This is a genomic window from Acinetobacter indicus CIP 110367, from assembly GCF_000488255.1.
In the GTDB taxonomy this organism is placed as follows: Bacteria; Pseudomonadota; Gammaproteobacteria; order Pseudomonadales; family Moraxellaceae; genus Acinetobacter; species Acinetobacter indicus.
Map to the genome: position 1 here is coordinate 61322 of NZ_KI530755.1, position 26268 is coordinate 87589.

At 49.1% G+C, this 26268-nt stretch carries 24 protein-coding genes; 13 read left to right on the top strand and 11 right to left on the bottom strand.

Annotated features, from left to right (window positions below; translation table 11 throughout):
• Positions 1-41: 41 nt before the first annotated feature.
• Complete coding sequence (locus P253_RS08860) at positions 42-884, top strand: sulfurtransferase (protein ID WP_005180899.1); 843 nt, start codon at positions 42-44, stop codon at positions 882-884.
• Positions 881-1732: an archaetidylserine decarboxylase gene (gene asd / locus P253_RS08865; protein WP_005180897.1), complete on the top strand. Its 852-nt coding sequence runs from the start codon at positions 881-883 to the stop codon at positions 1730-1732. Before P253_RS08860 ends, asd begins: the two co-directional genes overlap by 4 nt.
• A gap of 61 nt (positions 1733-1793) precedes the next feature.
• Here the strand turns inward: asd and phoR are convergent, their stop codons facing one another.
• From phoR to P253_RS08880, 3 genes are all read right to left on the bottom strand, one after another.
• Positions 1794-3149 (bottom strand): phosphate regulon sensor histidine kinase PhoR, encoded by a 1356-nt coding sequence (gene phoR / locus P253_RS08870; RefSeq protein WP_016658705.1) that lies wholly within the window; start codon positions 3147-3149, stop codon positions 1794-1796.
• Positions 3150-3158: 9 nt separating this feature from the next.
• Complete coding sequence (gene phoB, locus P253_RS08875) at positions 3159-3869, bottom strand: phosphate regulon transcriptional regulator PhoB (protein ID WP_005180894.1); 711 nt, start codon at positions 3867-3869, stop codon at positions 3159-3161.
• A 223-nt stretch (positions 3870-4092) separates the two neighbouring features.
• Positions 4093-4794: a TetR/AcrR family transcriptional regulator gene (locus tag P253_RS08880; RefSeq protein ID WP_005180893.1), complete on the bottom strand. Its 702-nt coding sequence runs from the start codon at positions 4792-4794 to the stop codon at positions 4093-4095.
• Positions 4795-5009: 215 nt separating this feature from the next.
• Here P253_RS08880 and P253_RS08885 point away from each other — a divergent pair, with 215 nt between their 5' ends.
• Complete coding sequence (locus P253_RS08885; protein ID WP_016658706.1) at positions 5010-5849, top strand: SDR family NAD(P)-dependent oxidoreductase; 840 nt, start codon at positions 5010-5012, stop codon at positions 5847-5849.
• A gap of 193 nt (positions 5850-6042) precedes the next feature.
• Positions 6043-6198, top strand: coding sequence for a hypothetical protein (locus P253_RS15895; protein ID WP_016658707.1), 156 nt, complete (start codon positions 6043-6045; stop codon positions 6196-6198).
• Here P253_RS15895 and P253_RS08890 read toward each other — a convergent pair.
• From P253_RS08890 to P253_RS08910, 5 genes are all read right to left on the bottom strand, one after another.
• Positions 6179-7546, bottom strand: a complete 1368-nt coding sequence (locus P253_RS08890; protein ID WP_016658708.1) for an MATE family efflux transporter — start codon at positions 7544-7546, stop codon at positions 6179-6181. The genes P253_RS15895 and P253_RS08890 overlap by 20 nt on opposite strands.
• Before the next feature lie 113 nt (positions 7547-7659).
• Positions 7660-8814 (bottom strand): methionine aminotransferase, encoded by a 1155-nt coding sequence (locus P253_RS08895; protein WP_016658709.1) that lies wholly within the window; start codon positions 8812-8814, stop codon positions 7660-7662.
• Positions 8815-8901: 87 nt separating this feature from the next.
• Entirely contained in the window at positions 8902-10206 is a 1305-nt protein-coding gene (locus P253_RS08900) for a DUF445 domain-containing protein (protein ID WP_016658710.1), read from the bottom strand.
• 10 nt (positions 10207-10216) lie between these two features.
• Positions 10217-10771 carry a CC0125/CC1285 family lipoprotein gene (locus P253_RS08905; RefSeq protein WP_005180882.1) on the bottom strand — a complete coding sequence of 185 codons (555 nt, stop codon included), beginning with the start codon at positions 10769-10771 and terminating at the stop codon, positions 10217-10219.
• 49 nt (positions 10772-10820) lie between these two features.
• Entirely contained in the window at positions 10821-11360 is a 540-nt protein-coding gene (locus P253_RS08910) for a DUF924 family protein (protein WP_005180881.1), read from the bottom strand.
• Between the two features lie 210 nt (positions 11361-11570).
• Here P253_RS08910 and gshA point away from each other — a divergent pair, with 210 nt between their 5' ends.
• Together gshA and P253_RS08920 are read left to right on the top strand one after the other, a co-directional pair.
• Positions 11571-13148 carry a glutamate--cysteine ligase gene (gshA, locus tag P253_RS08915; protein WP_016658711.1) on the top strand — a complete coding sequence of 526 codons (1578 nt, stop codon included), beginning with the start codon at positions 11571-11573 and terminating at the stop codon, positions 13146-13148.
• A 20-nt stretch (positions 13149-13168) separates the two neighbouring features.
• Complete coding sequence (locus P253_RS08920; protein WP_016658712.1) at positions 13169-13699, top strand: disulfide bond formation protein B; 531 nt, start codon at positions 13169-13171, stop codon at positions 13697-13699.
• 69 nt (positions 13700-13768) lie between these two features.
• On the opposite strand, the gene P253_RS08925 is transcribed toward P253_RS08920, so the two are convergent.
• Positions 13769-15100, bottom strand: a complete 1332-nt coding sequence (locus tag P253_RS08925; RefSeq protein WP_016658713.1) for a PGAP1-like alpha/beta domain-containing protein — start codon at positions 15098-15100, stop codon at positions 13769-13771.
• 244 nt (positions 15101-15344) lie between these two features.
• Between P253_RS08925 and P253_RS08930 the strand changes: the two genes are divergently transcribed.
• From P253_RS08930 to urtE, 7 genes are all read left to right on the top strand, one after another.
• Complete coding sequence (locus tag P253_RS08930) at positions 15345-15929, top strand: YqiA/YcfP family alpha/beta fold hydrolase (RefSeq protein WP_005180877.1); 585 nt, start codon at positions 15345-15347, stop codon at positions 15927-15929.
• Positions 15930-15943: 14 nt separating this feature from the next.
• Entirely contained in the window at positions 15944-17824 is a 1881-nt protein-coding gene (gene parE / locus P253_RS08935; RefSeq protein ID WP_005180875.1) for a DNA topoisomerase IV subunit B, read from the top strand.
• A gap of 390 nt (positions 17825-18214) precedes the next feature.
• A complete protein-coding gene (gene urtA / locus P253_RS08940; RefSeq protein WP_016658714.1) occupies positions 18215-19498 on the top strand; it encodes an urea ABC transporter substrate-binding protein in 1284 nt (427 codons plus the stop codon).
• Positions 19499-19591: 93 nt separating this feature from the next.
• Positions 19592-21220, top strand: a complete 1629-nt coding sequence (gene urtB / locus P253_RS08945; RefSeq protein WP_016658715.1) for an urea ABC transporter permease subunit UrtB — start codon at positions 19592-19594, stop codon at positions 21218-21220.
• Positions 21221-21224: 4 nt separating this feature from the next.
• On the top strand, positions 21225-22298 hold the full coding sequence (urtC, locus tag P253_RS08950; protein WP_016658716.1) for an urea ABC transporter permease subunit UrtC: 1074 nt from the start codon (positions 21225-21227) through the stop codon (positions 22296-22298).
• A complete protein-coding gene (urtD, locus tag P253_RS08955; RefSeq protein WP_016658717.1) occupies positions 22295-23113 on the top strand; it encodes an urea ABC transporter ATP-binding protein UrtD in 819 nt (272 codons plus the stop codon). The genes urtC and urtD overlap by 4 nt, the downstream gene beginning before the upstream one ends.
• 10 nt (positions 23114-23123) lie before the next feature.
• A complete protein-coding gene (gene urtE / locus P253_RS08960; RefSeq protein ID WP_016658718.1) occupies positions 23124-23822 on the top strand; it encodes an urea ABC transporter ATP-binding subunit UrtE in 699 nt (232 codons plus the stop codon).
• A gap of 155 nt (positions 23823-23977) precedes the next feature.
• On the opposite strand, the gene P253_RS08965 is transcribed toward urtE, so the two are convergent.
• Together P253_RS08965 and P253_RS08970 are read right to left on the bottom strand one after the other, a co-directional pair.
• The gene (locus tag P253_RS08965) at positions 23978-24685 is read right to left on the bottom strand and encodes a phospholipase D family protein (RefSeq protein WP_016658719.1); all 708 of its coding nucleotides are present in this window, start codon (positions 24683-24685) and stop codon (positions 23978-23980) included.
• A 114-nt stretch (positions 24686-24799) separates the two neighbouring features.
• The gene (locus P253_RS08970; RefSeq protein ID WP_016658720.1) at positions 24800-26215 is read right to left on the bottom strand and encodes an SLC13 family permease; all 1416 of its coding nucleotides are present in this window, start codon (positions 26213-26215) and stop codon (positions 24800-24802) included.
• Positions 26216-26268: the final 53 nt, after the last annotated feature.

Consider the following 26268-nt stretch of genomic DNA (forward strand, 5'->3'; position numbering starts at 1 on the left):
TAACATCAGGGACAAGGATAGTGATAAAACATACAACCACGATGAATGATGCCACGATCAATTTCGGTCTGTTGATTGAAGCCGAAGACCTGGTGCCCTATTTAGGCAGTGAAAAATTACGTATTGTCGATTTAAGCCGCAACTCGGTCTATGAACAGCTGCATATTCCACATGCGCTACATGTAAAGCCAAAACTATTGCTGCGTCAGGAAGAGTATGCTTCGGGTTTATTGCCGGAGCAGGACGGCCTGGAAGAACTGATCCGCTATTTAAATATTTCCCCTGAGCATCATGTGGTGGCCTATGACGATGAAGGCGGAGCCTGGGCCGGGCGTTTGCTGTGGAATTTACATTGTTTAGGTTTTGAAAACACTAGCCTGCTCAATGGCGGGATTCATGCCTGGCTGGCGGCCGGTCTGCCGACCTCGTCGGAGCTGCCGAGCTTTGCGCCGGTTGAGCATTTGGTGCCGGTACAGCTGAATGATCAGTATCAAATTCAATATGATGCGTTATTAGAGCAGGTACAAAGTGCTGAACTGCAACTCTGGGATTGCCGCACTGCAGAAGAATATAGCGGACAGCGACTGGCGGCGCGACGCGGCGGTCACATGCCGGGCGCCCGACATTTCGAGTGGAGTACTGCCCTTGACCGCGAAAATCATTTAAAATTGCATCCGCTAGAACGCACGCAGCAACGTCTGGAACAACTTGGCTTTGATTTAAGCCAACCGGTGGTGGTGTACTGCCAGTCTCATCATCGTTCCGGTCTGGCCTATATTCTGGGCCGTTTACTGGGTTGGCCAATCCGGGCGTATGCAGGTGCGTGGAGTGAATGGGGCAATCGCCTCGACAGTCCTATCATTACCGGAGAGTTGCCGTCTTGAGCCTCACATCTCGTTTAAAAAAACAATTATTTATTCAGGCCCAGCGCGTGGTACCCCAGCACCAGTTGTCTCGTGTGGTGGGTAAAATTGCTGCCAGTGAACACCCGATGGTGAAAAACGCAGTAATTCAGGCATTTAAAATGCAGTACGGAATTGATATGTCGATTGCCGAGCAAGGCAATGCCCTGAAATTCAAATCCTTTAATGAATTCTTTACCCGTGCCTTAAAAGATGGGGTGCGTGTGGTCGATGCCGATCCGAACAGCATTGTTTCTCCGGCTGATGGCGCGATTTCCCAGCTGGGTAAAATTGAAGATGGTGCAATTTTTCAGGCCAAAGGCCAGAACTTTACGGTTGAAAACCTGATTGCCGATCCACAGCTGGCCGAGCCGTTTAAAAATGGCCAGTTTGCCACTGTGTATTTATCACCGCGGGATTATCACCGGGTGCATATGCCATTTGCCGGTACCTTAACTGAAACTCTGTATGTACCGGGCGAGCTGTTTTCAGTGAACCAGACCACGGCAGAACATATTCCGGGACTGTTTGCCCGTAATGAACGCATGGTCTGCCTGTTTGATACCGAGATGGGCCGGATGGCGGTGGTGCTGGTGGGTGCCATGATTGTGGCCGGTATTGAAACGGTTGCCACCGGCAAGGTCAAACCATCGGGCCGTTTGGAGCTGAACCAGCATGACCTGTTCCTGGAAAAAGGCGCCGAATTAGGCCGTTTCTATCTCGGTTCTACCGCAGTGATTTTATTTGAACAGGATAAAATGCAGTGGGATGCGCAGTATCAGGCCAATTCTCTGGTGGAAATGGGCAAAGCCATGGGTCATCGCCTCTAAGCTGTTTGTATTGAAATGAAAAATGCCCGGATTAATCCGGGCATTTTTATGGGTATTCGGTTTAAAGGCTATACAGCCGTTCTTTGGGAAAGACGGCCTTAAAGGTTGAGCCGCTATTTTCTTTGGACTCGACTTCTAAATGGGCATTGTGCTGCATCAAGACATGCTTGACGATGGCCAGCCCTAAACCGGTACCGCCGGTCTGACGGCTACGCGCGCTATCTACCCGATAAAAACGTTCGGTTAGACGCGGCAGGTGTTTCGGATCAATGCCGATGCCGGTGTCCTGCACACTAAAATAGCCATGCTCGCCATCATCATGCCAGCCAATGGTAATGGTGCCGCCTTTCGGGGTGTATTTGATGGCGTTGGTAATTAAATTGCTAAAGGCACTGGCCAGTTCCATATCGGAGCCAATCAGGTCGCAATGACTGTCGATATCCAGATTCAGGGTATGGCCATAATCAATATTGTAGGCATGCGCATCATCAAACAGCTGGTTCATCAGACTTGGCATGTCAATAATCTGGTTTTTAGCAATGGTCTTTTCATTTTCCAGACGCGACAGCAGCAGCAGGTCATTGACCAGCGCATTCATACGCCGGGTTTGCGACTGCATCTGTTCAAAGGCACGTTTCCAGCGCGGATTCATGTCTTCCTGGTCGGTAAAGGTTTCAATATAGCCACTCAGTACGGTCAGCGGGGTGCGTAATTCATGCGAGATATTGTCGACAAAGTCTTTGCGCATCTGTTCCAGATTGTGCATCCGGGTCATGTCATGTGCCACCAGCAGGCGGCTTTCGCCACCAAAGCGGGTCATTTTGACCTGTACATAGTGTTCATCCAGCACGGTCGATTTGATTTTCAAGCCATCTGGCGCCTGATCAATATGATGAAAATATTCAATAAATGCCGGTTGGCGCAAAATGGTTAAAATATTGCGACCACGATCCAGCGGCTGAATGCCGAGCAGGCGCTCTGCTGCCGGGTTCCACCATTCGATCTGATGGTTATCATCAATCAGCACTACCGCTTCGGCTAGGGCCACTAGTGACGACTGGGCGCGGTCAATCAGCCCGACCATTTCGGCCTGGACAATACGTTCCTGACGCTGCGAGCGGTAGACATTAAATAATAAAGCCCCCCAAATGCCATGCAAATTGGGGGGAACATCATAGGGACGGTTGGCAATCCAGTCATTGACCAGATAGAGGGAGCGCATTTGGGTGGCGAAAAACGCCAGAAAGCCAATAAAAATACAGATCCAGAACTGTTCGATTCCGAGACCAATAAAACCTGCAATTACTAAAAAAAAGATCAGTAAACGGAGATCTTGTTTGGCAAAAGTCCACAAACTGCTGTAACGGACATTCTTGTGGTCACGGGCCAGTTCGGGGACAGGGTATGGTTCATACATAAAAAGCGATTAACCTAAGGCGACATCCGCACGGGTTGAGAAACGGTATCCAGTGCCACGAACCGTTTGTACAAAGCGGTCTGCGCCAAATGGCTCCAGCACCTTGCGTAAACGACGAATATGCACATCAATGGTACGATCCTCAATATATACGTTGCCACCCCAGACCTGGTCAAGTAGTTGTGCACGGGTATAGGCACGTTCCGGATGCGTCATAAAGAAGGCCAAAAGACGATATTCGGTTGGACCCATGTCCAGAATGTTGTCGCCAAAGCTGACGCGCTGGCTGACCGGATCTAGAATCAGGCCGTTGGCATCAATGGTTTTTTCACCATTCAGGGCATTGGCACGGCGCAGTACTGCTTTGATGCGTGATACCAGCTCACGGGTAGAAAACGGTTTGGTCATGTAGTCGTCGGCACCGGCATCCAGACCCTGAACCTTGTGGTCTTCTTCACCGCGTGCAGTCAGCATGATCACCGGAATTTCCGCCAGGTTTTCATCACGTTTTAAACGACGACATAAATCAACACCGCTGACACCGCCAGGCATCATCCAGTCCAGCAAAATCAGTGCCGGGCGTTGATCGACGATCATCTGATGCGCCTGTTTGGCATCTTCGGCCTGTAAGCAATGAAAGCCGGCCATATCCAATGAGGTATGGATCATCTCTCGGATTGGAAGTTCATCATCGACAATTAAAATGTAGTCATCTTTCACAACGCAATACCCTATAAGTGAACGGTGAACCGTTTATATTTATGACAGGCTTATTACAAAGATTAATTATGACAGTATCATTGCAGAAAGGGCAGACAGCGCTATTTTCGCAATGTTTTGTGACAATTTTTTGTACAGAATGGGCTGAATCCGGAATTCATTTAAAAAAATTTAAATAAAAGATTCAAATATTTAATTTTTCTTGCAGTTTGATGACAGGGATTCAGGCTTTTTTGCTACTTTCTGGCTCCGCTTCGGAAAAATGTTCGAGCAGGGAAATGAACACCACGCTACAGGCGCTGAGCACTTCATCCATTGACTGCTTAAAGCCGCTCATGACCCAGCGGATGGCAATTTGGGTGACATAACCGTTCAGGCCGCTGGCAATTAATGACAGTTCGCGTTCTGAATGCTGCAGGTTTGGCATCATTAGCATGACAAAGGCCTGAATCATGCGGTCAAAGCGCGCCATGCTTTCCTGAATGGTGGCCTGGTTGTGCAGTTCCTGTACCAGCATGGCATCAATATAAATAATCCGAGCCATCTGCGGGTTGTCTTTGAGCGTAGTCAGCAGGGCAGTTAAACCGGCTTCAATCATTTTTTGCGGATTGGTCGAGGCCTGCATGATGGCCTGCATCACATTGTGTTGCAGTGCATCAATCAGCTGTAAAAAAATGGTCTGGAACAGGTCTTCACTTTTCTTGAAGGATTCGTAGAAATAGCGCTCGGTGAGTTTGGCCTCGGTACAAATATCTTTCACCGTGACCGCAAAAAAACCATGCGTGCCATAGGCGTGCAGGCCGGCTTCAATCAGTTTTTCCCGGCGTAGCTGTTTGCGCTCGCTCAGCGATAATCCTTTAAATTGGCGCTCTTTATTTTGGGTATTCTGCGCATTTGGGGGAGCGGGGTGTTGTGCTTCGGTCATAGTAAAAAGGCCAGTTCACATCCTATATTGCTATAGATTAACAAGATTTTGCGCTAAGTGCGAAGTTTGGCATTCAGATTTGAACGCAGCAGACAGAAATCTGCGGGCTTTTGCGTTGACAATGATTATTGTCAAAATTATATTTGAGTGGTGAAATTGAAGTGCGCTGCCGTGCCTGAGGGACGCAGCCAGACCATCCATAAAAAGGAAGCGGAATGAAAAATTTTAAAAATAAAGTCGCGGCGATTACCGGAGCAGGTTCAGGCATTGGCCAGCAGCTGGCCGTCTTATTGGCCCAGCAGGGCTGTCATTTGTCTTTAAGTGATGTCAATGAAGAAGGTTTGGCTAAAACCAAAGCCTTGCTGAGTGATTATAACGTGCGAGTGACCACGGCGCAGGTGGATGTGGCAGATCGGGCGGCCATGAAACACTGGGCTGAACAGACCGTGCAGGATCATGGCTCGGTCAATATGATTTTTAACAATGCCGGGGTGGCCTTAGGATCGACCGTTGAAGGTGCCTCTTATGAAGACCTGGAGTGGATTGTCGGGATTAATTTCTGGGGCGTGGTGCATGGCACCAAAGAATTTTTACCGTATATCAAACAGACTGGTGATGGTCATATTGTCAATATTTCCAGCCTGTTCGGGATTACTGCGCAGCCGACCCAATCGGCCTATAACGCGACCAAGTTTGCGGTACGTGGCTATACCGAGTCGTTACGTCAGGAACTGGATATCCAGAACTGTGGCGTGAGTGCGTTGTGTGTGCATCCGGGCGGGATTCGGACCAATATTGCCAACGCCGCGAAAATGAATGACAGTCTGAGCAGTCTGGGCATGAATTCAGAAAAGTCGATACGCTCCTTCAATAAATTATTGCGTTATCCGGCAGAGCATGCAGCACGCGATATTCTGGATGCGGTTTTAAAAGATAAACGCCGTTTGTTGATTGGCAATGATGCCAAAGCTATTGATTTAATTCAGCGGATTGTCCCAAGTGGCTATCAGCGGGTGATGGCGGTGGCAACCCAGCTGGGCAAAGGCCGTAAATAAATTGTATTTGAAAGAAGCCTGCGTTAAGTGGGCTTTTTTGTGGCTGTTCAGCACATTTCATTTTTTATTTATCTGAAATTCAGAATAAAACTGTCAAGTTTTTGACAGATTTGAATAAGCCGTTTTGACATCATCAGCTCATCCCGAGAGGAAACCTTTAAAAACATCAAAAGAGAAATGAAGGAAATTTAACATGAGCTATGACTATCAACACATTCAGGTCAAACCGATTAATGGCCGTATTGGCGTTGAGATTCAGGGTATTCAATTATTTTCGCAATTGGCACAAGCGGTGATTCAGGAAATTAATCAGGCGCTATCTCCTGCCGTCAAATCAACACCTCAATAGTCTTTTTCTTCCAGACAAACTGATAATACAGGCCTTGTAAAATACACAGACTGACAAAGGCCAGCGCATAGGCATACCAGATGCCTTGTAATCCCCACCACTGACTGAACAGATAAGCACACGGCACTTCAATCAGCAAAATTGTCAGCACATTAATAATCATTGGCACCGTGACAGTCCCGCTGGCGCGCATAATCGAAGCGAAAATGGCACTGGCACCAAAGAACAAAATTGACCACAGCACAATAAACAGCAGCTGCTGGCCCAACTCGACCACCTGCGGGTCGGTAATAAACAGCGCCATTAAATATTTTGAGAATAAATAGGCCAGTACCACCAGCATCCCGGTAATCATCAGGTTCATACCCAAAGCAGTACGGGTGACTTTGGCCAGTAAATCGGACTTGCCGGCCCCAATCGCTTGCGCACCAAAAATAGAGGCGGCAATGGCAATCGATAGCGCCGGGAACTGAATATAGTTCAGCACCTGATTCACCGCACCATAGGCCGCCGTAGCTTCAGCGCCATAACGGTTGACCAGCCCGACAATCACCAGACCGGCCACCGACGTGGTCACCATCTGAATGCCGGTCGGAATACCCAGACGTAAAATAATCTTGCTCAAGATCGGTTGATGGCGAATATTTTTCAGCAATTGCCAATCCGGTCGTAGCGGATGGTTTTTCTTGTTCAGATACACTGCCAGGAAAGTCAGCACTGCCAGATAACCAATAATGGTGGCAATGGCCGGGGCAATAATCCCCAGACGTGGAAAACCAAAATAGCCGGCAATCAGCACCGGGGTAATAAACAGCCCGATCAGGCTGGTCATGCCTAAGGCAATTAAGGGGGTAATACTGTCGCCCACGCCGCGTAAAATGGAGGTGTAAATAATATAGACAAACAGCAGCGGGCTACCGGCCAGCATCCATTGCACATAGGGCAACGACAGATGCATCACCTGCGGATCGGTACCGAGCGCCAGCAGAATGGATTTGGCGAAAATCACGCCTAAAATGGCAATGATGGTGCCGCCAATCAGGGTCATAAACAGGGTCGAGCCGACCACACAGCGTACTTTTTCAATATTCTGCGCACCCCAGGCCTGCCCGACCAGCACGGTTGAACCGGCTGACAGCCCGATCACAAAGGCCATCAAACAGAACAGAATCGGGAAGAATACCGCCACCGCTGCAATGGCATCGACACCCATCATCTGGCCAACAAAGACAGTGTTGATGGTGCCAGACAGGTTTTGCAGAATATTGGTGGCAATCAGCGGCAGCAGGAAAATCAGGAAGGTTTTCCAGAGCTTGTGTTGATTCACCAAAGGTTGATGCTGCGGCATGAGCAATCCTGTAACCGGTTTATGATCGTGTGCATGAATGGCTTTACCCTAGCATGAGCCTGTAGCAAAAAGCCTTAGCAATTGCGTAACTTAGCTGATCTTACGTACTCGTGTTAACAGGCCGAGAAAATTTCTGCGGCCCGATCCAGCGTTTCATCTTTTTTGGCAAAACAGACCCGAATCAGGCGTAAATCATCCGGCGGGGTCTGATAAAAAGCAGAAATCGGAATTGTGACAATCTTGTGCTGCTCGGCCAGATACTGGCACATCTGCAGATCGTTTAAATCCGGGCGGATGGCGCGATAGTCCAGATTCTGGAAATAGGTGCCTTGCGCGGGAATCCACTGAAAACGGGAGTGCTGGATACCGGCCTGAAAGCGGTCGCGTTTGGCCTGATAGAACGCGGCCAGTTCAGTAATATGCTCCGGATGCTGCTGCATAAATTGTGCCAGCGCGACTTGCACCGGGGTCACACCACAGAAATTGGCAAACTGATAAACCTGCCGGAACAACTGCATCAAAGCCGGTGAAGCCATGCAATAACCGGTTTTCCAGCCGGTGACATGAAAAGTTTTACCAAAAGAACCAATCACAAAACTGCGCTCGTGCAGAGCTGGAAAATCAAGCGCTGAATAATGCTGCTGGCCGTCATAGACCAGATGTTCATAGACCTCATCGGACAGTACGACAATATTGCGATCCTGAATCAGCTCAATCAGGGTATGCCAGTCCTCGGCTGACCACAGCGTACCGCTCGGGTTATGCGGAGTATTGACGATGATCATACGGGTACGATCATGAATGGCATCTTTGACCTGATTCCAGTCGACCTGAAAATGGGGCGGCTGCAAGGCCAGATGGATAGCTTTCCCACCAGCCAGTTGCACGGTGGGGGCATAACTGTCATAGCTGGGATCAAAAATAATCACTTCATCCCCGGCCTGCACCACCGCCTGAATGGCACAGAAAATGGCAATGGTCGCGCCGGCGGTAATGCTAATTTCGGTGTGAGGATCAAACGAACGGCCAGTCTGTTGCTGCTTTTGCACAGCCAGCTGTTCTCTGAGCAATAACAGTCCATCACCGGGTGGATACTGGTTCTGGCCCTCTAATGTCGCCTGACACAGGGCCTCCAGCAGGGCCGGTGGGGCCGGAAAATCGGGGAAACCCTGTGACACATTCAGGGCATTCAGGCGCTGAGCCAGGGTGGTCATGACACTAAAAATGGTCACACCAAGCGCAGGAAGTTTAGATTGAAGTTCAAGCATGACCATTGACTACCGTTATTGTGTATGCACATCGCATGATAAGCCGCCATCCGCCAGCAATTGAAGCGGTGAGCGAAAAAAACTGAATTAAATCAATTCGACCAGCGCCCGGATAATCCCCAGTGCCAGACCAATAAAGGCCCCCACCACCACGCCATTGACCCGGATCATATGCAGGTCGCCGCCGACTTCGTTTTCAATTTTGCCAATCATCTCGCGTGAATCCCATTCATGAATCCGCTCGCTAATAAAACGGATCACTTTTTCACTGTACTGGTCAGAGAGATTGACGGCGATGCCGCTCATTTTGTCATTCAGCAACTGGCGTACGGCGCCGTTACTGATAATGTTCTCACCGACCTGCTGAATGGCCACGCGCAGGTTTTCCGCAATACCGGAATCGGGTTTTTCCAGATCTGCCCGGATTGCATCACACAAAATCACCACTGCACCACTAATAAAATTCAGCACTTGCGGACTGTCCAGCAAGGCATTTTTGGTCTGGTTCAGGCGTTGGCTGGCGGCACTGTCCTGATCGGCCAGCTGTTGCATCAGCTGATGCGCCATATCTTCCACTTTTTGTCGCCACGGATGATCGGGATCGGCCAGCATCGAATCGACCCGTTCCAGTAAAGAGTCGATGGTGCGCTGCTGTACATCAATACCAATCCAGCTGGCACCTCTGGCCAGACGCCACACGCCCAGTTCTTTAAACAGGGTGCGGGTCAGCTCGCGGGTTTCTTCCGGATGTTGCAGCATCCAGTCATGCGCCAGATCCAGCCCGCGTTGCAGCACATCCTGATGGAAATCATTTTCCAGCACTGCGCGCAGCATTTCACTGGCCAGATAATTAATGTCAGTATTTTTGACCCATTGCACGCTGTTGTTCTGGATAAAGCGGCCAATCTGTTCCTGCCCGACAAATTCAAAAATCTTCGGTACGGTCTGTTGAATCAGCTGGCTGACCTGCTGGTTATTCTGCGGATTGGCCAGCCACTTGCCCACCGCCAGCGATACATCGGTATTGTGCAGGCTGCGCTGTACAATTTGCGGCGACAGGAAATTTTCCTGAACAAAACGTCCCATCGACTCGGCAATACGGTCTTTGTTGCGCGGAATAATTTCGGTATGGTCCCGCAGAAACTTGGGAATGGGCAGCCGGCCAAAGGGATTGCGAAACAGCACAGTAATCGCATACCAGTCAGCCAGCCCGCCGACCACGCCAGCTTCAGCCGACAGCATCAGAATATGAATCAGCCAGATATAGTCAGGCAGCAGTTTGGCCAGCACCATTAAACAGATCCAGGCCAGCACGGCCGTGATCAGGGCCATGGTAGCAAAACGCTTGCTGCGTTGCAGGTTTGGAGAAGTCGGTGCTGGCGCTGTCTGCATGCATGTTTCCCTAGTTTGAAGTGGCTACCGGTGGCTGTAACACCTGACCGCCTGGACTGAGCCCGTATTTTCCACCCAGTGACTGCAAGATCAGGCGAGCATCAAAGGCATCACTTGGGGCACTTTTTTGATCTTTATAACATTGAATCGTATAGGAAACCTGAATCGGGTCAACATTAATGACCTGCGGGTAGTCATAAAATGGGTCAGGCCAGAAAGCCGGATGGCGACGGTAATAGCCATACGGATAAAAGCTCGGTGCCGGATAGACCACAGCCTGACGCGGTGGCTGCTGGCTGCGGTTACTCGGATCATCCAGCACTTTAAAGAAGGTATGGCCCTGTTGCAGCGTGGTTTGCGCAGCTTTGACCAGGGTAATTTCTTCGGCGGTGCCAAAGCTCATGTTGGGGCGGGCCTGAAAACTGATGCGATAGGTCTGGCTGTTCAGCGGCGTCACCGAATATTGACCCAGCTGGTCAAAGGTCAGCGGCTTGGATGGTGTGGTGGCACAGCCGCCCAGCAGCAGACTGAGCCCGAGGCCTAAACCAAGAATTAGATGTTTCATGCTATTCTCCTGTGAAGATACTGCAAGGGGAGAATGAACCGCGTTTTAATTAAAAACTGCTGTTCGGTTGGGTCAGGAACTCCAATTCTTCTGCGCTTGATTGGCGTCCCAATATTTGATTCCGATGCGGATAACGGCCAAAGCGCTCAATAATCACTTTATGTTTCAGTTCATAGCCCAACACGGTGGGGTCATTCAAACTTTCAAACAACGTTAATGCGACTTCGTGAATACGTTTGGATTCACTGTGCATAAACGGCATATATAGAAAACGACGTTCGGTTGGGTTTAAGTCCTGATCCAATTTTAAGTGAATCATTTCTTGTGCCAACACCAAGGCCATTCCATCTTGGGCAAAGGCACGCGGGTCATTACGGTATAAATTACGTGATAATTGATCTAAAACAATGATTTCAGCCAAACGACCTGCGGGTGTTTCGCGCCATGTCCATAGTTCTCCTTGTGCCGCTTGTTGCAGTACATCGGTAAATTTTTCTGCAAGCACGGCATCAAACTCTGCGCTTTTGACAAACCAGTTCGGTTCCGCAGCAGGAGAAAACCAAAAATCTAAAAAATCCTGATAATTCATACGCTTTATTATTTACCTCTGTTCTTTTGATTATAAAATCACAAATTTCACATGTCTTATAGAGCAACTTTGTGATAAAAAATTGCCAAAAATAAAGTTGTGGGTTTGTTTGAAAACTATACAGGATGTAATGTGCCGGCACTAAATCGCGTTATACTGATATAAACCGATGATTTTCTTTAGTAGTTTTTTGCGATAAGCGAGATTGTAATGAGTCAACCCGAATCGACCTCTCAAGATACTTTAACGACTTGGGTGGATTCTTCGCTACTGCGCGGCATGTTGCGTGGTATTGAGCGTGAAAGCCTGCGTATGCAAAGCAATGGATTTCTCTCTCAGGCAGCCCATCCGCAGGGCTTGGGTTCGGCACTGACTCATCCGCATATCACCACCGATTATTCCGAAGCATTAATGGAGTTTATTACTCCGCCGCAGGACAGTATTCCGGGCGCACTGAATTATTTAAGCGATATTCATGCCGTGGTGCACCGTCAGCTGGAACATGAAGAAAAACTCTGGCCACTGTCAATGCCGTGTATGCTGGATGATGCCGAAGAACGCATTCCGCTGGCGCAATATGGCAGCTCCAATATTGGCCGTTTCAAGACCTTATACCGTCATGGTTTGGGGGTACGCTATGGACGCCGGATGCAGACCATTTCCGGGGTACATTATAATCTGTCTTTCCCGGATGCCTTATTTGAAGCGCTGCAACAACAAGAAAGCGATGAGGCACTCAAAAATCTGAGCCTGCAGGATTATCGCAGCCATCGCTATTTCGGTCTAATCCGTAATTTTATTCGCCTGACCCCACTGGTGATGCTGGTGGTCGGTGCCAGTCCATCGGTGTGTCAGTGTTTTATGACCGGCCGTGAACATCATTTGCTGCCACTGGTACGCGGCACGCTGTTCCTGCCGTATGCCACCGCTTTGCGTATGGGCCGTTTTGGCTATCAGAACTCGGCGCAAAAACAGCTCGGAATTCACTATAACAACCTGAGTGGTTATTTAGAGGGTCTGCAAAAAGCCGTCAAAACCCCGTATCAGCCATTTAGCCGTTTGGGTCTGAATGATGCACAGGGTGAGCCGATTCAGATCAATGATCACGTGCTGCAAATTGAAAACGAATACTACAGTCTGGTGCGTCCGAAACAGGTGCCTCAGGCGGGTGAAACCCCATCGCAGGCGCTGGCCAATCGGGGTGTTGGCTATGTGGAGTTACGCGCAGTCGATGTCAATCCGTATAGCCCGATCGGGATTGATGAACACACCGCCGGCTTCCTGGAAGTGCTGGCACTGTACTGTCTGCTGAAAGACAGTCCGGCGTTATTGGATGATGAACAGGACATTATTGAGCGCAATCAGGCCGAAGTCGTGAATCGTGGCCGTGCGCCAAATGCCACCATTTTAGCAGATGGCCAGTCCTATCCGATTGAAGACTGGAGCCGTAGTCATGCTCAGGCCATGCAGCCTTTGGCTGAACTGCTGGATCAGGCCTATGCCACCACGCTGTACAGTCAGGGTCTGGCGACCATGCTCGGCCGGATTGATGAAGTCGATGCGACGCTATCCGCGCAGGTGATTGAAGATACCTTACATCAGGGCGGCACCTGGAACTTTGGCAGCCATATGGCGCAGCAACATGCTGACGTCTATCAGGCGCATGTATTAAGCCCGGAAACGCGGGCCTATTTTGAAGAAATGGCCCAGCAATCATTGCAACAACAACAGCAACTTGAGCAGGAACAGACCTTGAGTTTTGAGCAGTTCCTGACTCAGTACCGATAAAAATAGAAAGAGGATTGACCATGCAATGGAGTTATCGCTTCGTGAGTGGTGTTTTGTTTTGTGCCAGTGTGGTGGGGATGGCCTTCGCCCTGTATCTTGAGCATGTGCAAGGTCTGGCGCCGTGTCCATTATGTGTTTTCCAGCGTGTCGGCCTGATTGGTCTGGGGATCATTTCCCTGATCGCGCTGCTCCACAACCCGCTTTCGGGGGCGTTTAAACGGCTGTATGCCTTTTTGGGCAGCTTAAGCATTTTATGGTCGGCCGGTGTTGCCGCGCGGCATGTCTGGCTGCAAAACCTGCCGCCAGATCAGGTGCCAAGCTGTGGCCCGGGACTGGATTATCTGGTTGATGCCTTGCCAATGAAAGCCGTACTGCAACAGGTGCTGTCTGGGTCTGGTGAATGTGCAGTGATTGACTGGACTTTTCTGGGCCAATCCTTGCCGGTCTGGTCGTTAGTGTTCTTTATTGTGCTAACGATTATTAGTATCTGGCAGTTAATCCGTACCTATCCCTATACTGCGGCCAAAACCAAGCCGGTAAAAAAGAAATAATATTGTCTCCAGATCAATAACAAACAGGAGGGCGATGACCCTCCTGTTTTAATTGTAGCGCATCAATTTTTAAGTCAGGGCAATGCCTTCAATACTTTCTAAATTGACAATATATTCACGTACCTGTTCATTGACCCGGTCATCATTTTCAGGATAAAACCATTTCACAATCTGCTCGGCCACGCTGGAATGGTACTGAATTTCCATATGATTTAGACCATAAAATACCGCCTTATGCGATTCTGGCAGTTTGAGCTGAAAACGCGGGTTCGGATGTTCACCCAGCGCACTTTTGACACTGACCAGATAATCGCCAATCACTTTGCGGGTGCGGTTGCGCTTGTTTTCATATTCAATGGTGCCGGCCACCAAAAAGGCATTGATATGCGAGGGAAACGGCGCCGGTTTGCGGTTATCATCAATTTCACCAATTCGCGCTTCATTGTGTTCCCAGTCATCATCGCGCACGCTGCCATAACGTAAATCCAGAATGCCGTTACTGCGGATATTCACCACATGCCCGACAATTTTCATAAACGGGAAACGCCCCAGTTTGTCCTGCAAGTGAAAGCCGAAACGCTCCAGCGCTGCACCATGATGCGGCGAACCCAGACAGACCAGGTTATCGACCATATGAATCCACTCATGTAAATCCTGCTTGCCATAAAACAGGGCACTGCGTGACACCAGCCCGCCCATGCTATGTCCAATCAGGCTGATGCTGGTGATATTCGGATTGCGCTGAATCAGATCTTCCAGGGTATTGGCCAGACTATGACCATTGGCGGAAATACGCCGTCCGGTATTGTAATTTAAATACAGCATGGTGTTGCGCTGGCGCTGTGCCAGCAGTTTTTCGCCAATACCACCATATTGCTGATGTGACCAGTCCAGATGGTTCATACACAGGCCATGCACAAACAGAATCACCTGTTCGGTTAGCTCGCCTTTTTGCACACTGCCGTAGTGGTCATAAATGGTCATTGGCAATGCCAGCGGATTTTGCTGATTCAGCAAATAATCACCCAGTACACCATTTAAAATACCAACCAGCACATGCATATACGGTGTCAGCGGCTTGTCATGTAAACGTGGAAAACGGTCAATCACCTGACGCAGGCTGGGCGCCAGCAGGTAGTTGCTATAGTTTTGCAGCGTATCAAAAGACAGGCTGTACAGCTTGCGAATGGGCGACATATTCTGGAATTTTCGGGAGTGCTGTTCACTCATGCCAAACAGGCTCAGCAAGACCTCACGCTGAATGGTCTGCACCAGCTCTTTGACCACCTGATGCACCGGCATACTTAACAGCTGCGCCAGACCTTCCAGTAAATCGGCCTGGCTGGGCGGTGTGGTGTCCCATTTACAATAAGTTTCATGCAATGGCGTTAAACTTGGCATGTGCTACTGCCCCCTAACAATAGTGTCGCGGCTACTTTCTTTTTCGTTGGCTTCACGGTATAAATTTCTAAGCTTAATTTTATATCATTCATCCCGAACAACTTTTACAATAGCGAGGATGACGCCCCAGTTTTAATTTTTTTGTCTAACAATTATTTGTGACATACAAATTAAAACATGAATGTGATCAAAGTCTCAAAAAAGTAAATACAACAATGAACATGGATAACATCCGATTAGCACAATGAATTTAATTTATTTGCATGGTTTCAGGAGCAATCCCTTTTCTGCCAAAGGCCAGCTGTTGCGGCAAGCGCTGGCACAGCGGAGTGACATTCAGGTGCATCTGCCCGATCTGAATGCGCCGCCACGCGAGGTAATGCAGCACTTATCTGCACTGATTGAGCAGCTGGATCAGGTAGCGCTGGTCGGCAGCAGTCTGGGTGGCTTCTATGCGACACAACTGGTCGCACGCTATGCGGTTCCGGCTGTGCTGATTAATCCGGCTATGCGACCATGGCAGTTGTTTCAGGAACTGTTTGGCGATGCGCAGATTCCGCTGAAAGTGCATGAACACTGGACGCTGGAGCGGCTACATTTACAGCAACTGGAACAGATGGCAGTGCCTTTTGTTGAAAAGGCAGACAAAATTTTAGTGTTATTGCAGCAAGGCGATGAAGTTTTGGATTATCGTGACGCACAGCGTTATTATAGCCAGGCCCAGCATAGCTCTCTGATCATGACCGAAACCCGCGGCAATCATGGGATGGACAACTTTGCGCTAAAAATACCTATGCTGCTGCAGTTTTTATCGGATTCCCTAAAATAAGGAAACAGTACAACGTGTCTCAATATACGGCTCAATCTCTTGAAGTTTTATCTGGTCTCGATCCGGTCCGTCGCCGTCCGGGTATGTATACCGACACCTCGCGTCCGAACCATTTGGCGCAGGAAGTGATTGATAATGCTGTCGATGAGGCACTGGCCGGACATGCCACCAAAGTTAGCGTGACCGTGTATAAAGATGGCTCGCTGGCAGTAGAAGACAATGGCCGTGGGATGCCGGTGGATATTCACCCGGAATATGGCCAGAGCGGAATTGAAATTATTTTGACCAAGCTGCATGCCGGCGGCAAGTTCAGTACCGATAACTACCAGTTTTCCGGTGGTTTGCACGGGGTCGGGATTTCTGTGGTGAATGCCTTGTCGACCCGGGTAGAAGTGGATGTACAGCGTCAGGGCAATCTCTACAAAATGGCTTTTGAGCAGGGCGAAGCCACTGGACCACTAGAAGTGCTGGAAGGCAAAGCACCAAAACGTGCGTCAGGCACGCTGGTGCGTTTCTGGCCGGAAGCCAAATATTTCGATTCGCCAAAATTTGCCTTAAAAGCCTTAAAACATAATTTAAAAGCCAAAGCGGTTTTGGCGGCTGGCCTGCAAATCAATTATATCGACCAGATTAATGATGAAAAAATCACCTGGCAGTTTGAAAATGGCCTGGTCGATTATTTAATGGATGAACTGGAAGACCGCGAGATTATTCCGGCGCCGGCCTTTGTCTCTTCAGGCAATGCAGAACGCGCCAGCGCAGAATTTGCGATTTGCTGGAATGTTGAAGGCGGTGAAAGCATTCAGGAATCTTACGTCAACCTGATTCCGACCGCGCAGGGCGGTACCCATGTCAATGGTTTGCGTTCCGGTATCACCGATGCCATGCGCGAGTTCTGTGAGCTGCGTAACCTGTTGCCGCGTAACTTGAAACTCTCGGCCGAAGATGTCTGGGATGGAGTGAACTATATCCTGTCGCTAAAATTCCAGGAGCCACAATTCTCCGGTCAGACCAAAGAGCGTCTGTCGAGCCGTGAAGCGTCCGGAATTGTGCAGAATATTGCCAAAGATGCCTTTGCCTTATGGCTGCATCAGAATTCAGATATAGCGCTGCAACTGGCAGAAATGGCCATCTCCAAAGCCGGTCGCCGTTTAAAAGCAGCCAAAAAAGTCGAGCGTAAAAAGATTGTGTCGGGTCCGGCGCTGCCAGGCAAGCTGGCCGACTGTGTCGGTCTGACCCGTGAAGAATCGGAACTGTTTATTGTCGAAGGGGATTCTGCGGGCGGTTCGGCCAAGCAGGCACGTGACAAGAATTTCCAGGCCATCATGCCGATTCGCGGTAAAATTTTAAATACCTGGGAAGTGTCTTCTGATGAGGTGCTGGGCTCTCAGGAAGTGCATGATATTGCCATTGCGATTGGGGTTGATCCGGGTTCAGATGACTTGTCTGAACTGCGTTATGGCAAAATCTGTATTCTGGCCGATGCCGACTCCGATGGTCTGCATATTGCCACCTTGCTCTGTGCGCTTTTTGTCAAACATTTCCCGGCTTTGGTAGAAGAAGGGCATTTATTTGTGGCCATGCCGCCATTATTCCGGATTGATGACAATAAAGATGTACATTACGCACTGGATGAAGATGAGCTCAACGGCATTTTAAATAAATGCAAAAGCAAAAATCCGCAAATCACCCGCTTTAAAGGCTTGGGTGAAATGAACGCCAGCCAGCTGCGTGAAACCACCATGGACCCGGATACACGCCGTCTGGTGCAACTGGATCTGGATGATATTCATGTCACTGCCGGTTTGCTGGATAAACTGCTGGCCAAAAAACGCTCCGCAGACCGGAAGCAGTGGCTAGAGCAAAAAGGCAATCTGGCTGATCTGGTGGTTTAAAACCTTAAAACTTTCATCATTTTAGAAAACCTGCCCGTCTTGGTGCAGGTTTTTTTATATCGCTGATTTTTTCTCCAAAATGAGGCAATCCGGCTGGATAGGGTTGCACTTTTTTTGTTCACTTTTGCGCCTCCTTAGCCTTCAATATCTCTAAAAACTCTAGAGCGCACTCTGCTTGGGTGTATGTGGTGCTGATCAGTGCAGCGTAGCTGAAGGGCTATGCTTCATTTTTTATATTAATATAAGTAACTAATTTTTATGATTTAAATCTTACTTGTCCCGTCTAGATCTGCCTGTCAGTTTTGCGTTTGGCATAGAAATTGAATTATCCGCTGCAGTCATAGAACAACAGGCACCATGTTCAGGTGCTGCATAAGTGTGGAGAAATTCATGAAGTTCCAGCGCAATCTGTTTTCAAAAAGTATGTTAGTGGCCAGCATGGCCGGGGTTGTGGCGCTCAGCGGCTGCTCAAAATCGACCGAAAGTAGCGACAGTGCCAGCACAGCCCAGCCAGCGGCCAGCACCGGTGAGACCATTAAAGTCGGCATCCTGCATTCCTTGTCCGGCACCATGGCCATTTCAGAAACCTCGCTGAAAGATACCGCGCTAATGGCAATCAATGAAATTAATGCCAATGGCGGGGTGCTGGGCAAAAAGCTGGAACCGGTGGTGGTTGATCCGGCCTCTGATTGGCCACTGTTTGCGGAACAGGCGCGCCAGCTGATTACTCAGGATAAGGTTGCGGTCATTTTTGGTGCGTGGACTTCAGTATCACGTAAATCGGTACTGCCGGTGGTGGAAGAGCTGAATGGTCTGCTGTTCTATCCGGTGCAATATGAGGGTCAGGAACAGTCGAAAAATATTTTCTATACCGGCGCAGCACCTAACCAGCAAGCGATTCCAGCAGTGGAATATCTGATGAGTGAAGAGGGCGGTCAGGCCGAACGTTTTGTGCTGCTAGGAACGGATTATGTCTATCCACGGACCACTAACCAGATTCTGCGTGCTTTCCTGAAATCAAAAGGCATTGCCGATGCCGACATTATGGAAGAGTACACCCCGTTTGGGCACAGCAACTATCAGACCATTGTCAGCAATATTAAAAAATTCTCGGCTGGGAAAAAGACTGCGGTCATTTCCACCATCAATGGCGATTCCAATGTGCCGTTCTACCGTGAACTGGGCAATCAGGGCATCAAAGCTTCTGATATTCCGGTGATGGCGTTCTCGGTGGGTGAAGAAGAATTACGCGGTATTGATACCAAGCCACTGGTCGGCCACTTGGCATCGTGGAACTACTTTATGTCGGTAAAAAATCCGGTCAATACCGAGTTCACCAACAAAATGAAGCAGTACGCAGTCGATTATAAACTGCCAAATGCCAACAAGCTGGTGACCAATGACCCGATGGAAGCGACCTATGTCGGCATCAATATGTGGAAGCAGGCGGTAGAAAAAGCCGGCACTACCGAGGTGGATCAAGTCCGTGAAGCGATGGCTGGTCAGGAATTTAAAGCACCGTCTGGTTATACCTTAAAAATGGATGCGTCAAACCATCACTTGCATAAGCCGGTCATGATCGGGCAAATCCGTGCCGATGGCCAGTTTGATATTGTCTATAAAACCCCGAAAACCCTGCAGGCAGAACCTTGGAGTCCTTATCTTCCGAAGTAAGTTTGACATCACGCCTGCTGCTTCGGCAGCAGGTTTTTTTTCGATTTCTCTGCCTTCTTATAAAAAAGAGGACACACAATAGGGGGATATAAAATGAATATTCGCGTGAATATCGCCGCTATTTTTCTGATTTTTGCCCAAGTTTTATCGATACAGCTGGCTCAGGCCGAACAGCCGCAAACACAGACAGCCGTTGCTGTGACACAGGCCGATGCCATCCAGCAATTTGTGCAAGGTGATTTCGCCAGCCGCCGTGCCTTACTGAACCAGTGGCCCGGCAGCCTCGAACAGCTGGATCAGCTTGCACAATATGTTGAACAGCAGCAGCTCTATAGCGGCGCCAATGGTCAAACCTATATTCTGGAATCGGATGAGCGTTTACTGCATTATCCGGCACTGGAGCCGGTCGGCGACTGGCCAAGTGATCTGGCGCAGGTCACGCTGGTGAATACCTTGCAGAAAGCGCTGACCTTTGCGCTGGCGCATTCAAAAATGCAGTCAGAAGATGCGGCTGAGCGCCTTGAAGCTGTCGATATTTATGAAAGCAATCTGTCTGAATTACAGCTGGCGCAGATCAATCGCCTGTATTTACAGGAACGGAATAATAAGGTGAAGGCGCGTCTGGCCCAGCTCAAAGCACGGCTGGATTATCAGCAGCCAGATGTGCTGGTGAAAATTCAGGCCGCCCAGGTACTGGCCGATTCCAACCGTCCCGATGTACTGGCCATGGTGGAGCAGGAGCTGCAACAGCCGAATCTGAATCCGGAACTGAAAGCCGTGTTGCTGGAGGCCAAAAGCGCCATTCAGACCCGCTTACAGGCGAGTGAATGGGCCGGGCATCTATTTTCCGGGCTCAGTACCGCCAGTATTTTGCTGCTGGCGGCGTTAGGACTGGCCATCACCTATGGTCTGCTCGGAGTCATCAATATGGCGCATGGCGAGCTGATCATGATTGGCGCTTATACCACCTATGTGGTGCAAAGCCTGTTTAAAAGCCATTTTGGCAGTTATCTGGACTGGTACCTGATCGTGGCGATTCCGGCAGCCTTTCTGGTCAGCGCTTTAATTGGCATGCTGATTGAACGCACGGTAATTCGTCCGCTCTATGGCCGTCAGCTGGAAACCCTGCTGGCCACCTTTGGGGTGAGTCTGATTTTAATGCAATTGGTGCGGATGATCTTTGGCGCACAAAACGTGGAGGTGTCCAATATTGCCTGGCTGTCTGGCGGCATTTCCATTAGCCCAAGCCTGATGCTACCGTATAACCGTATCGCAATTATTGTCTTTACCATCGCCGTGCTGTTGTTACTGGTCTATTTACTCAATAAAACCCGTTTTGGTCTGTTTGTGCGGGCTGTAACCCAAAACCGTCAGATGGCACGTGCCGTCGGAATTCGTTCCAGCCGCATCGACATGATGGCTTTTGGTCTGGGTTCTGGTCTGGCTGGACTAGCCGGTTGTGCCTTGGCGCAGGTCGGAAATGTCGGCCCGGATTTGGGGCAGAACTACATTATTGATGCCTTCCTGGTGGTGGTAGTTGGCGGGGTTGGTCAGGTCTGGGGTGCGGTACTGGCAGCACTGGGTCTGGGTATTAGCGGGACTGCGCTGGAAATTGGCATGGGCGCTGTACTGGCCAAAATTATTCTTCTGGTTCTTGTGATTTTGTTTATTCAAAAACGCCCACAAGGTCTGTTTGCCATCAAAGGCCGTTTTGTGGAGTAAGCGCATGAAGATCACACATTTACTTTCCGATAAACCCTATAGCGGGGCAGCCATTGCCGCCTGTTTTGCGATTTTACTGCTGTTGCCGTGGCTGCATCTGTTGCCGAGTGATTCGGCACTGCATCTGTCGGCTTATTGGGTCACCCTGATTGGCAAAATCATGTGTCTGGCACTGGTGGCTTTGGCCTTGGATCTGGTCTGGGGCTATGCCGGTATTTTAAGTTTGGGTCATGGCCTGTACTTTGCTCTGGGCGGTTATGCGTTTGGCATGTACCTGATGCGCCAATCCGCGGGTGATGGGCTGCCAGACTTTATGCGTTTCTTAAGCTGGACCGAGTTGCCGTGGTTCTGGGTTGGTACGGAACATTTCCTCTGGTCGCTTGCACTTGTTGTTTTAGTGCCGGGCATCATTGCCTTTGTGTTTGGCTTCTTTGCTTTTCGCTCCAAAATCAAGGGCGTGTATTTCTCGATTATCACCCAGGCCATGACCTTTGCTGCCGCACTACTGTTTTTCCGTAATGAAACCGGTTTCGGCGGCAACAATGGTTTTACCGGCTTTAAAACTATTTTGGGCATGGATATTACCTCGGCACCGATGCGGGCCAGCCTGTGTTTTATCACCGCGCTGGTGCTTCTGCTGTGCTTTATCGGGTTGCGTCATCTGATGAATCAGCCTTATGGCCGTGTGCTGGGTGCAATTCGTGACAGTGAAAACCGTCTGCAATATCTGGGCTATCGCACGCTGTGGTACAAGCTGTCGGCCTGGGTACTGTCTGCGGTGATCGCGGGTATTGCCGGGGCGCTGTATGTGCCACAGGCCGGCATCATCAACCCGAGTGAAATGAACCCGGTCAACTCAATTGAAATGGCGGTCTGGGTCGCAGCGGGTGGTCGTGGCACCTTAATTGGGCCTTTGCTCGGCGCGGGTGTGATTAACGCGGCCAAAACCTATTTCACCGCTGCTTCCCCAGAGGCGTGGTTACTGATTTTAGGGGCGCTGTTTATTGTGGTGACCATCTTCCTGCCGAAAGGGATTATTGGTCTGTTTGACCGTTTTAAAAAGGAGCGGAGCGAATGAGTGAACTGTTGCAAGCTCATGGTGGCCATGCTGCTGAAGGTTATGGCCGCCCCAAGGAACAGGGCGCAGATTTTAGCCACGGTATTGCACTGTATTTGGAAAAAGTCAGTGTCTGGTTTGATGCCTTTCGTGCCTTAAACGACTTGTCTTTGTATATCGAAGAAGGGGAATTACGTTGCATCATTGGACCCAATGGTGCCGGTAAAACTACGTTAATGGATGTGATTACCGGTAAAACTCGTCCAACGGAAGGCAGTGCCTTTTTTGGCCAGACCTATGATCTAGCCAAGATGAGCACTGAACAGATTGCCGAGGCCGGAATTGGACGCAAGTTCCAGAAACCCACAGTATTTGAAAATTTTACTGTCATAGAAAACCTGCTGCTTGCCGCCCCGAAAGATAAACGGGTGAAAAAAAGCCTGTTTAGCAAGCTCGATCCCGATGCCCAACAGGCACTGGAAGAATCGCTAGCACAAATCCGCTTACAGGAATTGGTGCATAAACCGGCCGGATTGCTGTCGCATGGCCAAAAGCAGTGGCTGGAAATTGGCATGCTGTTGATGCAGCGCCCCAAGCTGATTTTGCTGGATGAACCGGTGGCCGGTATGACCGATGCCGAAACTGAACGCACCGCGGAGCTGTGTCTGGAACTGAAGAAAAATCATACCTTGATTGTGGTTGAGCATGATATGAGCTTTATTGACACCATCAGTGAAAAAGTCACGGTGCTGGCACAGGGTGCCATTCTGGCAGAGGGGACATTGGCTGAAGTTCAGGCCAATGAAGATGTGATTGAAAAATATTTGGGACGTTAAGGAGACCGCGATGCTAGAAGTCAAAGACGTCAATCAGTTTTATGGGGGCAGTCATATCCTGCGCGATGTATCGTTTCAGGCTCCGGTCGGTGCATGTTCAGTGGTGCTGGGGCGTAATGGCGTGGGCAAAACCACCTTGCTGAAATGCTTGATGGGCATTTTGCCGATTAAATCCGGGCAGATTCTGCTGGATGGCAAAGATATTTCCAAGCTTAGTCCGGAGCAGCGCGTGCGTGAAGGTTTAGCCTATGTGCCACAAGGCCGCGATATTTTTTCGACCTTAACAGTTGAGGAAAATATCCTGATCGGGATGGCGAAATTTAAAGGCGCGAAAACCCGGAAAGTACCGGAACATCTGTATGAGATTTTTCCGGTTCTGGATGAAATGAAGCAGCGCCGCGGCGGAGATTTATCCGGTGGTCAGCAGCAGCAACTGGCAATTGCCCGCGCGCTGGCTTCTGAACCGAAGGTATTAATTCTGGATGAGCCAACCGAGGGTATTCAGCCCTCGATTATTAAAGATATTGGCCGGGTGATTCGTAAACTGGCTGATGGTGGAGAAATGGCAATTGTGCTGGTCGAACAGTTCTATGATTTTGCCGAAGAGCTGGCCGATGGCTATACCGTGATGGCGCGTGGCCAGGTGATTGCACAAGGTGCCGGCAGGGAAATGCCGGAGAAAGGGATTCGGGAGTTAGTGGCGATTTAATTTCCCTCTCTCAAAGGAAGGTTGGAGGGATTTAACAAGTCAAAGCCTCCCTGAGCAAGAGATCAGCACGGCTTGATCTTGCAGAGTAAGCAGGGAGGTGTGGAGGCTTTAATTTCACCTCTCCCTGACTCTCTCCGAAAAGGAGAGGGAAATTTTCATTCAATTTCCGTATTTTCATTCCATAAAAAATACCCGCCATACTGGCTGGATCTGAACTCACCCCCGCTACTTTTACCCTGTTCAGTTAAAAAGTGTTTGCCATTTTCGTTTAAGGTCAGGAAGCCTTTTGCGGTTAATTTCTCCAGTACATCTGCGGTTTTCAACTTATGTTTTGCAGCCAGTTTGGAGGTGGTGAGTTTGGTTAGTGTCGAGCTTTCTTCGCCACGTTCTGCTTCTGCCACCACAGCATCCGCTTTCACTTCATCGAGGCTAATCCGGACTTCATCACTAATCCGAATAATGCGCTGCGCTTCTTCATAGGCATCTTTAAACACTTCATCATCTTCGTATTTGCGAACCAGAATCCCCATTTCATTGTTATTAATCTGGCTGAATTCATATAAATTCAGGCTGGAAATAATACATTCCGATTCATTTAGATAGCATTTTGCATGCAGGTTCTTGCAGAAGCTTAAGCGGACATAATCCAGTTTTTGCAGCCACTTAATTTCCTCTGGATGCAGGTCGCTTTTGCCATACACAATACGGATGTCAATTTTGAGCCGATCTTTATCTTCGAGTAATTCTTTAATCCGGTCATTGAGGCGTAAATAGGGGCTAATCAGAATTAAACGCTCTTTGGCATTCTTAATCAGTTCTTCTAGAAAAAAGTTGGTTGCACTGGTGTTTAAAAACTTGGCCATAAAAATCCCCGTGTCATTCTTATTGATGGCTTAGATCATAGTCTAAGTATAGGTAAAAATTAAACAAAAAAAAGAGCACTGAAATCAGTGCTCTTTTAGATGGATGCTGAGCGTTTAGCTAAAGAACCAGTATACGAACAGCGCAATAATGAAGGTACACAGGATGTTTAATACTATCCCGACACTCATCATTTCACGCTGTCTGATATGACCGGACCCAAACACAATTGCATTTGGCGGTGTTGCTACAGGCAACATAAAGGCACACGATGCACCAATACCAATAATAATCACCAGAATTTCTTTTGGCATACCCATCTGGTCGGCAATGGCGGCAAAGACCGGTACCAACAGTGCAGCAGAAGCGGTGTTACTGGTAAATTCAGTCAGGAAAATAATGAAAATGGTCACCACAAAAATAATTACCAGCGGTGATGCCGTACCAAATACATCCGCAACGGTTTGACCCAGTACCAGCGATGCACCTGAATCTTTCAGCATGGCACTTAAGGTTAAACCACCACCGAACAGCAGTAATACACCCCAGTCGGTATTTTCAGAAACCTGTTTCCAAGTGGCTGTACCTAAAATCACCACCAGACAGGCGGCGACCAGTGCAGTCCAGGTATCCGGAGATGAAATACCAAAGTTCTCGCTGAGTTTTTTGCCAAAAATCCAGGCAATTGCGGTACAGATAAACAGAATCATGGTCGCGATACGGGTTCGGTTCCATGGAATCACTTCAGTTTCAAAATGAATTTTCTGGTTCAGTTTCGGACGCAACACCAGATATAAACTGACTAGCATGGCCGGCAGTAAAATCAGCATCATCGGCAAACCGATTTTCATCCAGTCAGCGAAGTCATAGTCCAGTGCTTTGGCAGCAATTGCATTCGGTGGTGAACCGACCAGCGTTCCCAAACCGCCAATACTGGCCGAATAGGCAATCCCGAGCAGAATAAAGACGAAGGTAGAGCGCTCTTTGGTTGCATCCAGGTGCGACAGCAGACCCAAAGCCAGCGGGAGCATCATCGCTGCGGTGGCGGTATTGGAAATCCACATCGACAGTGCAGCTGTGACGGCAAAAATGGCCAGCACTGAAATCCCCAAATGCCCGCCAGACATGGAAATAATCCACATCGCAATTTTACGGTCCAGTTTCTGGATATGTAGGGCAGTGGCCAAGGCAAAACCACCAAAGAACAGGAAAATGACCGGGTCAGCAAAAGTCCGCAGCGCCTGCGTGGTGGTCATCGGTACCAGTTCTTTGCTGGCATTTTCAATCGGCATGCCAAGCGCTACGGCCAGCACCGGCACCAGCAGCGCGGTAATGGTGATATGCACCGCTTCAGTCAGCCATAAAATCCCGATAAACAGCAGCAGGCTCAGGCCTTTATTGGCATAATCATCATAGGGCAAAATATGGTAAAAGCCCCAAGAAAGCAGGGCGGCAATGACAATAATAATCCAGCCTTTGACAATGCCTTTCGGCGCGGCCTCGACCGGTGGTTTTAACGTATCTGTATTCATATACGATCCTTTTATAGATTTATAGGAATTAGAGTAATCGGCCTATTATTTAA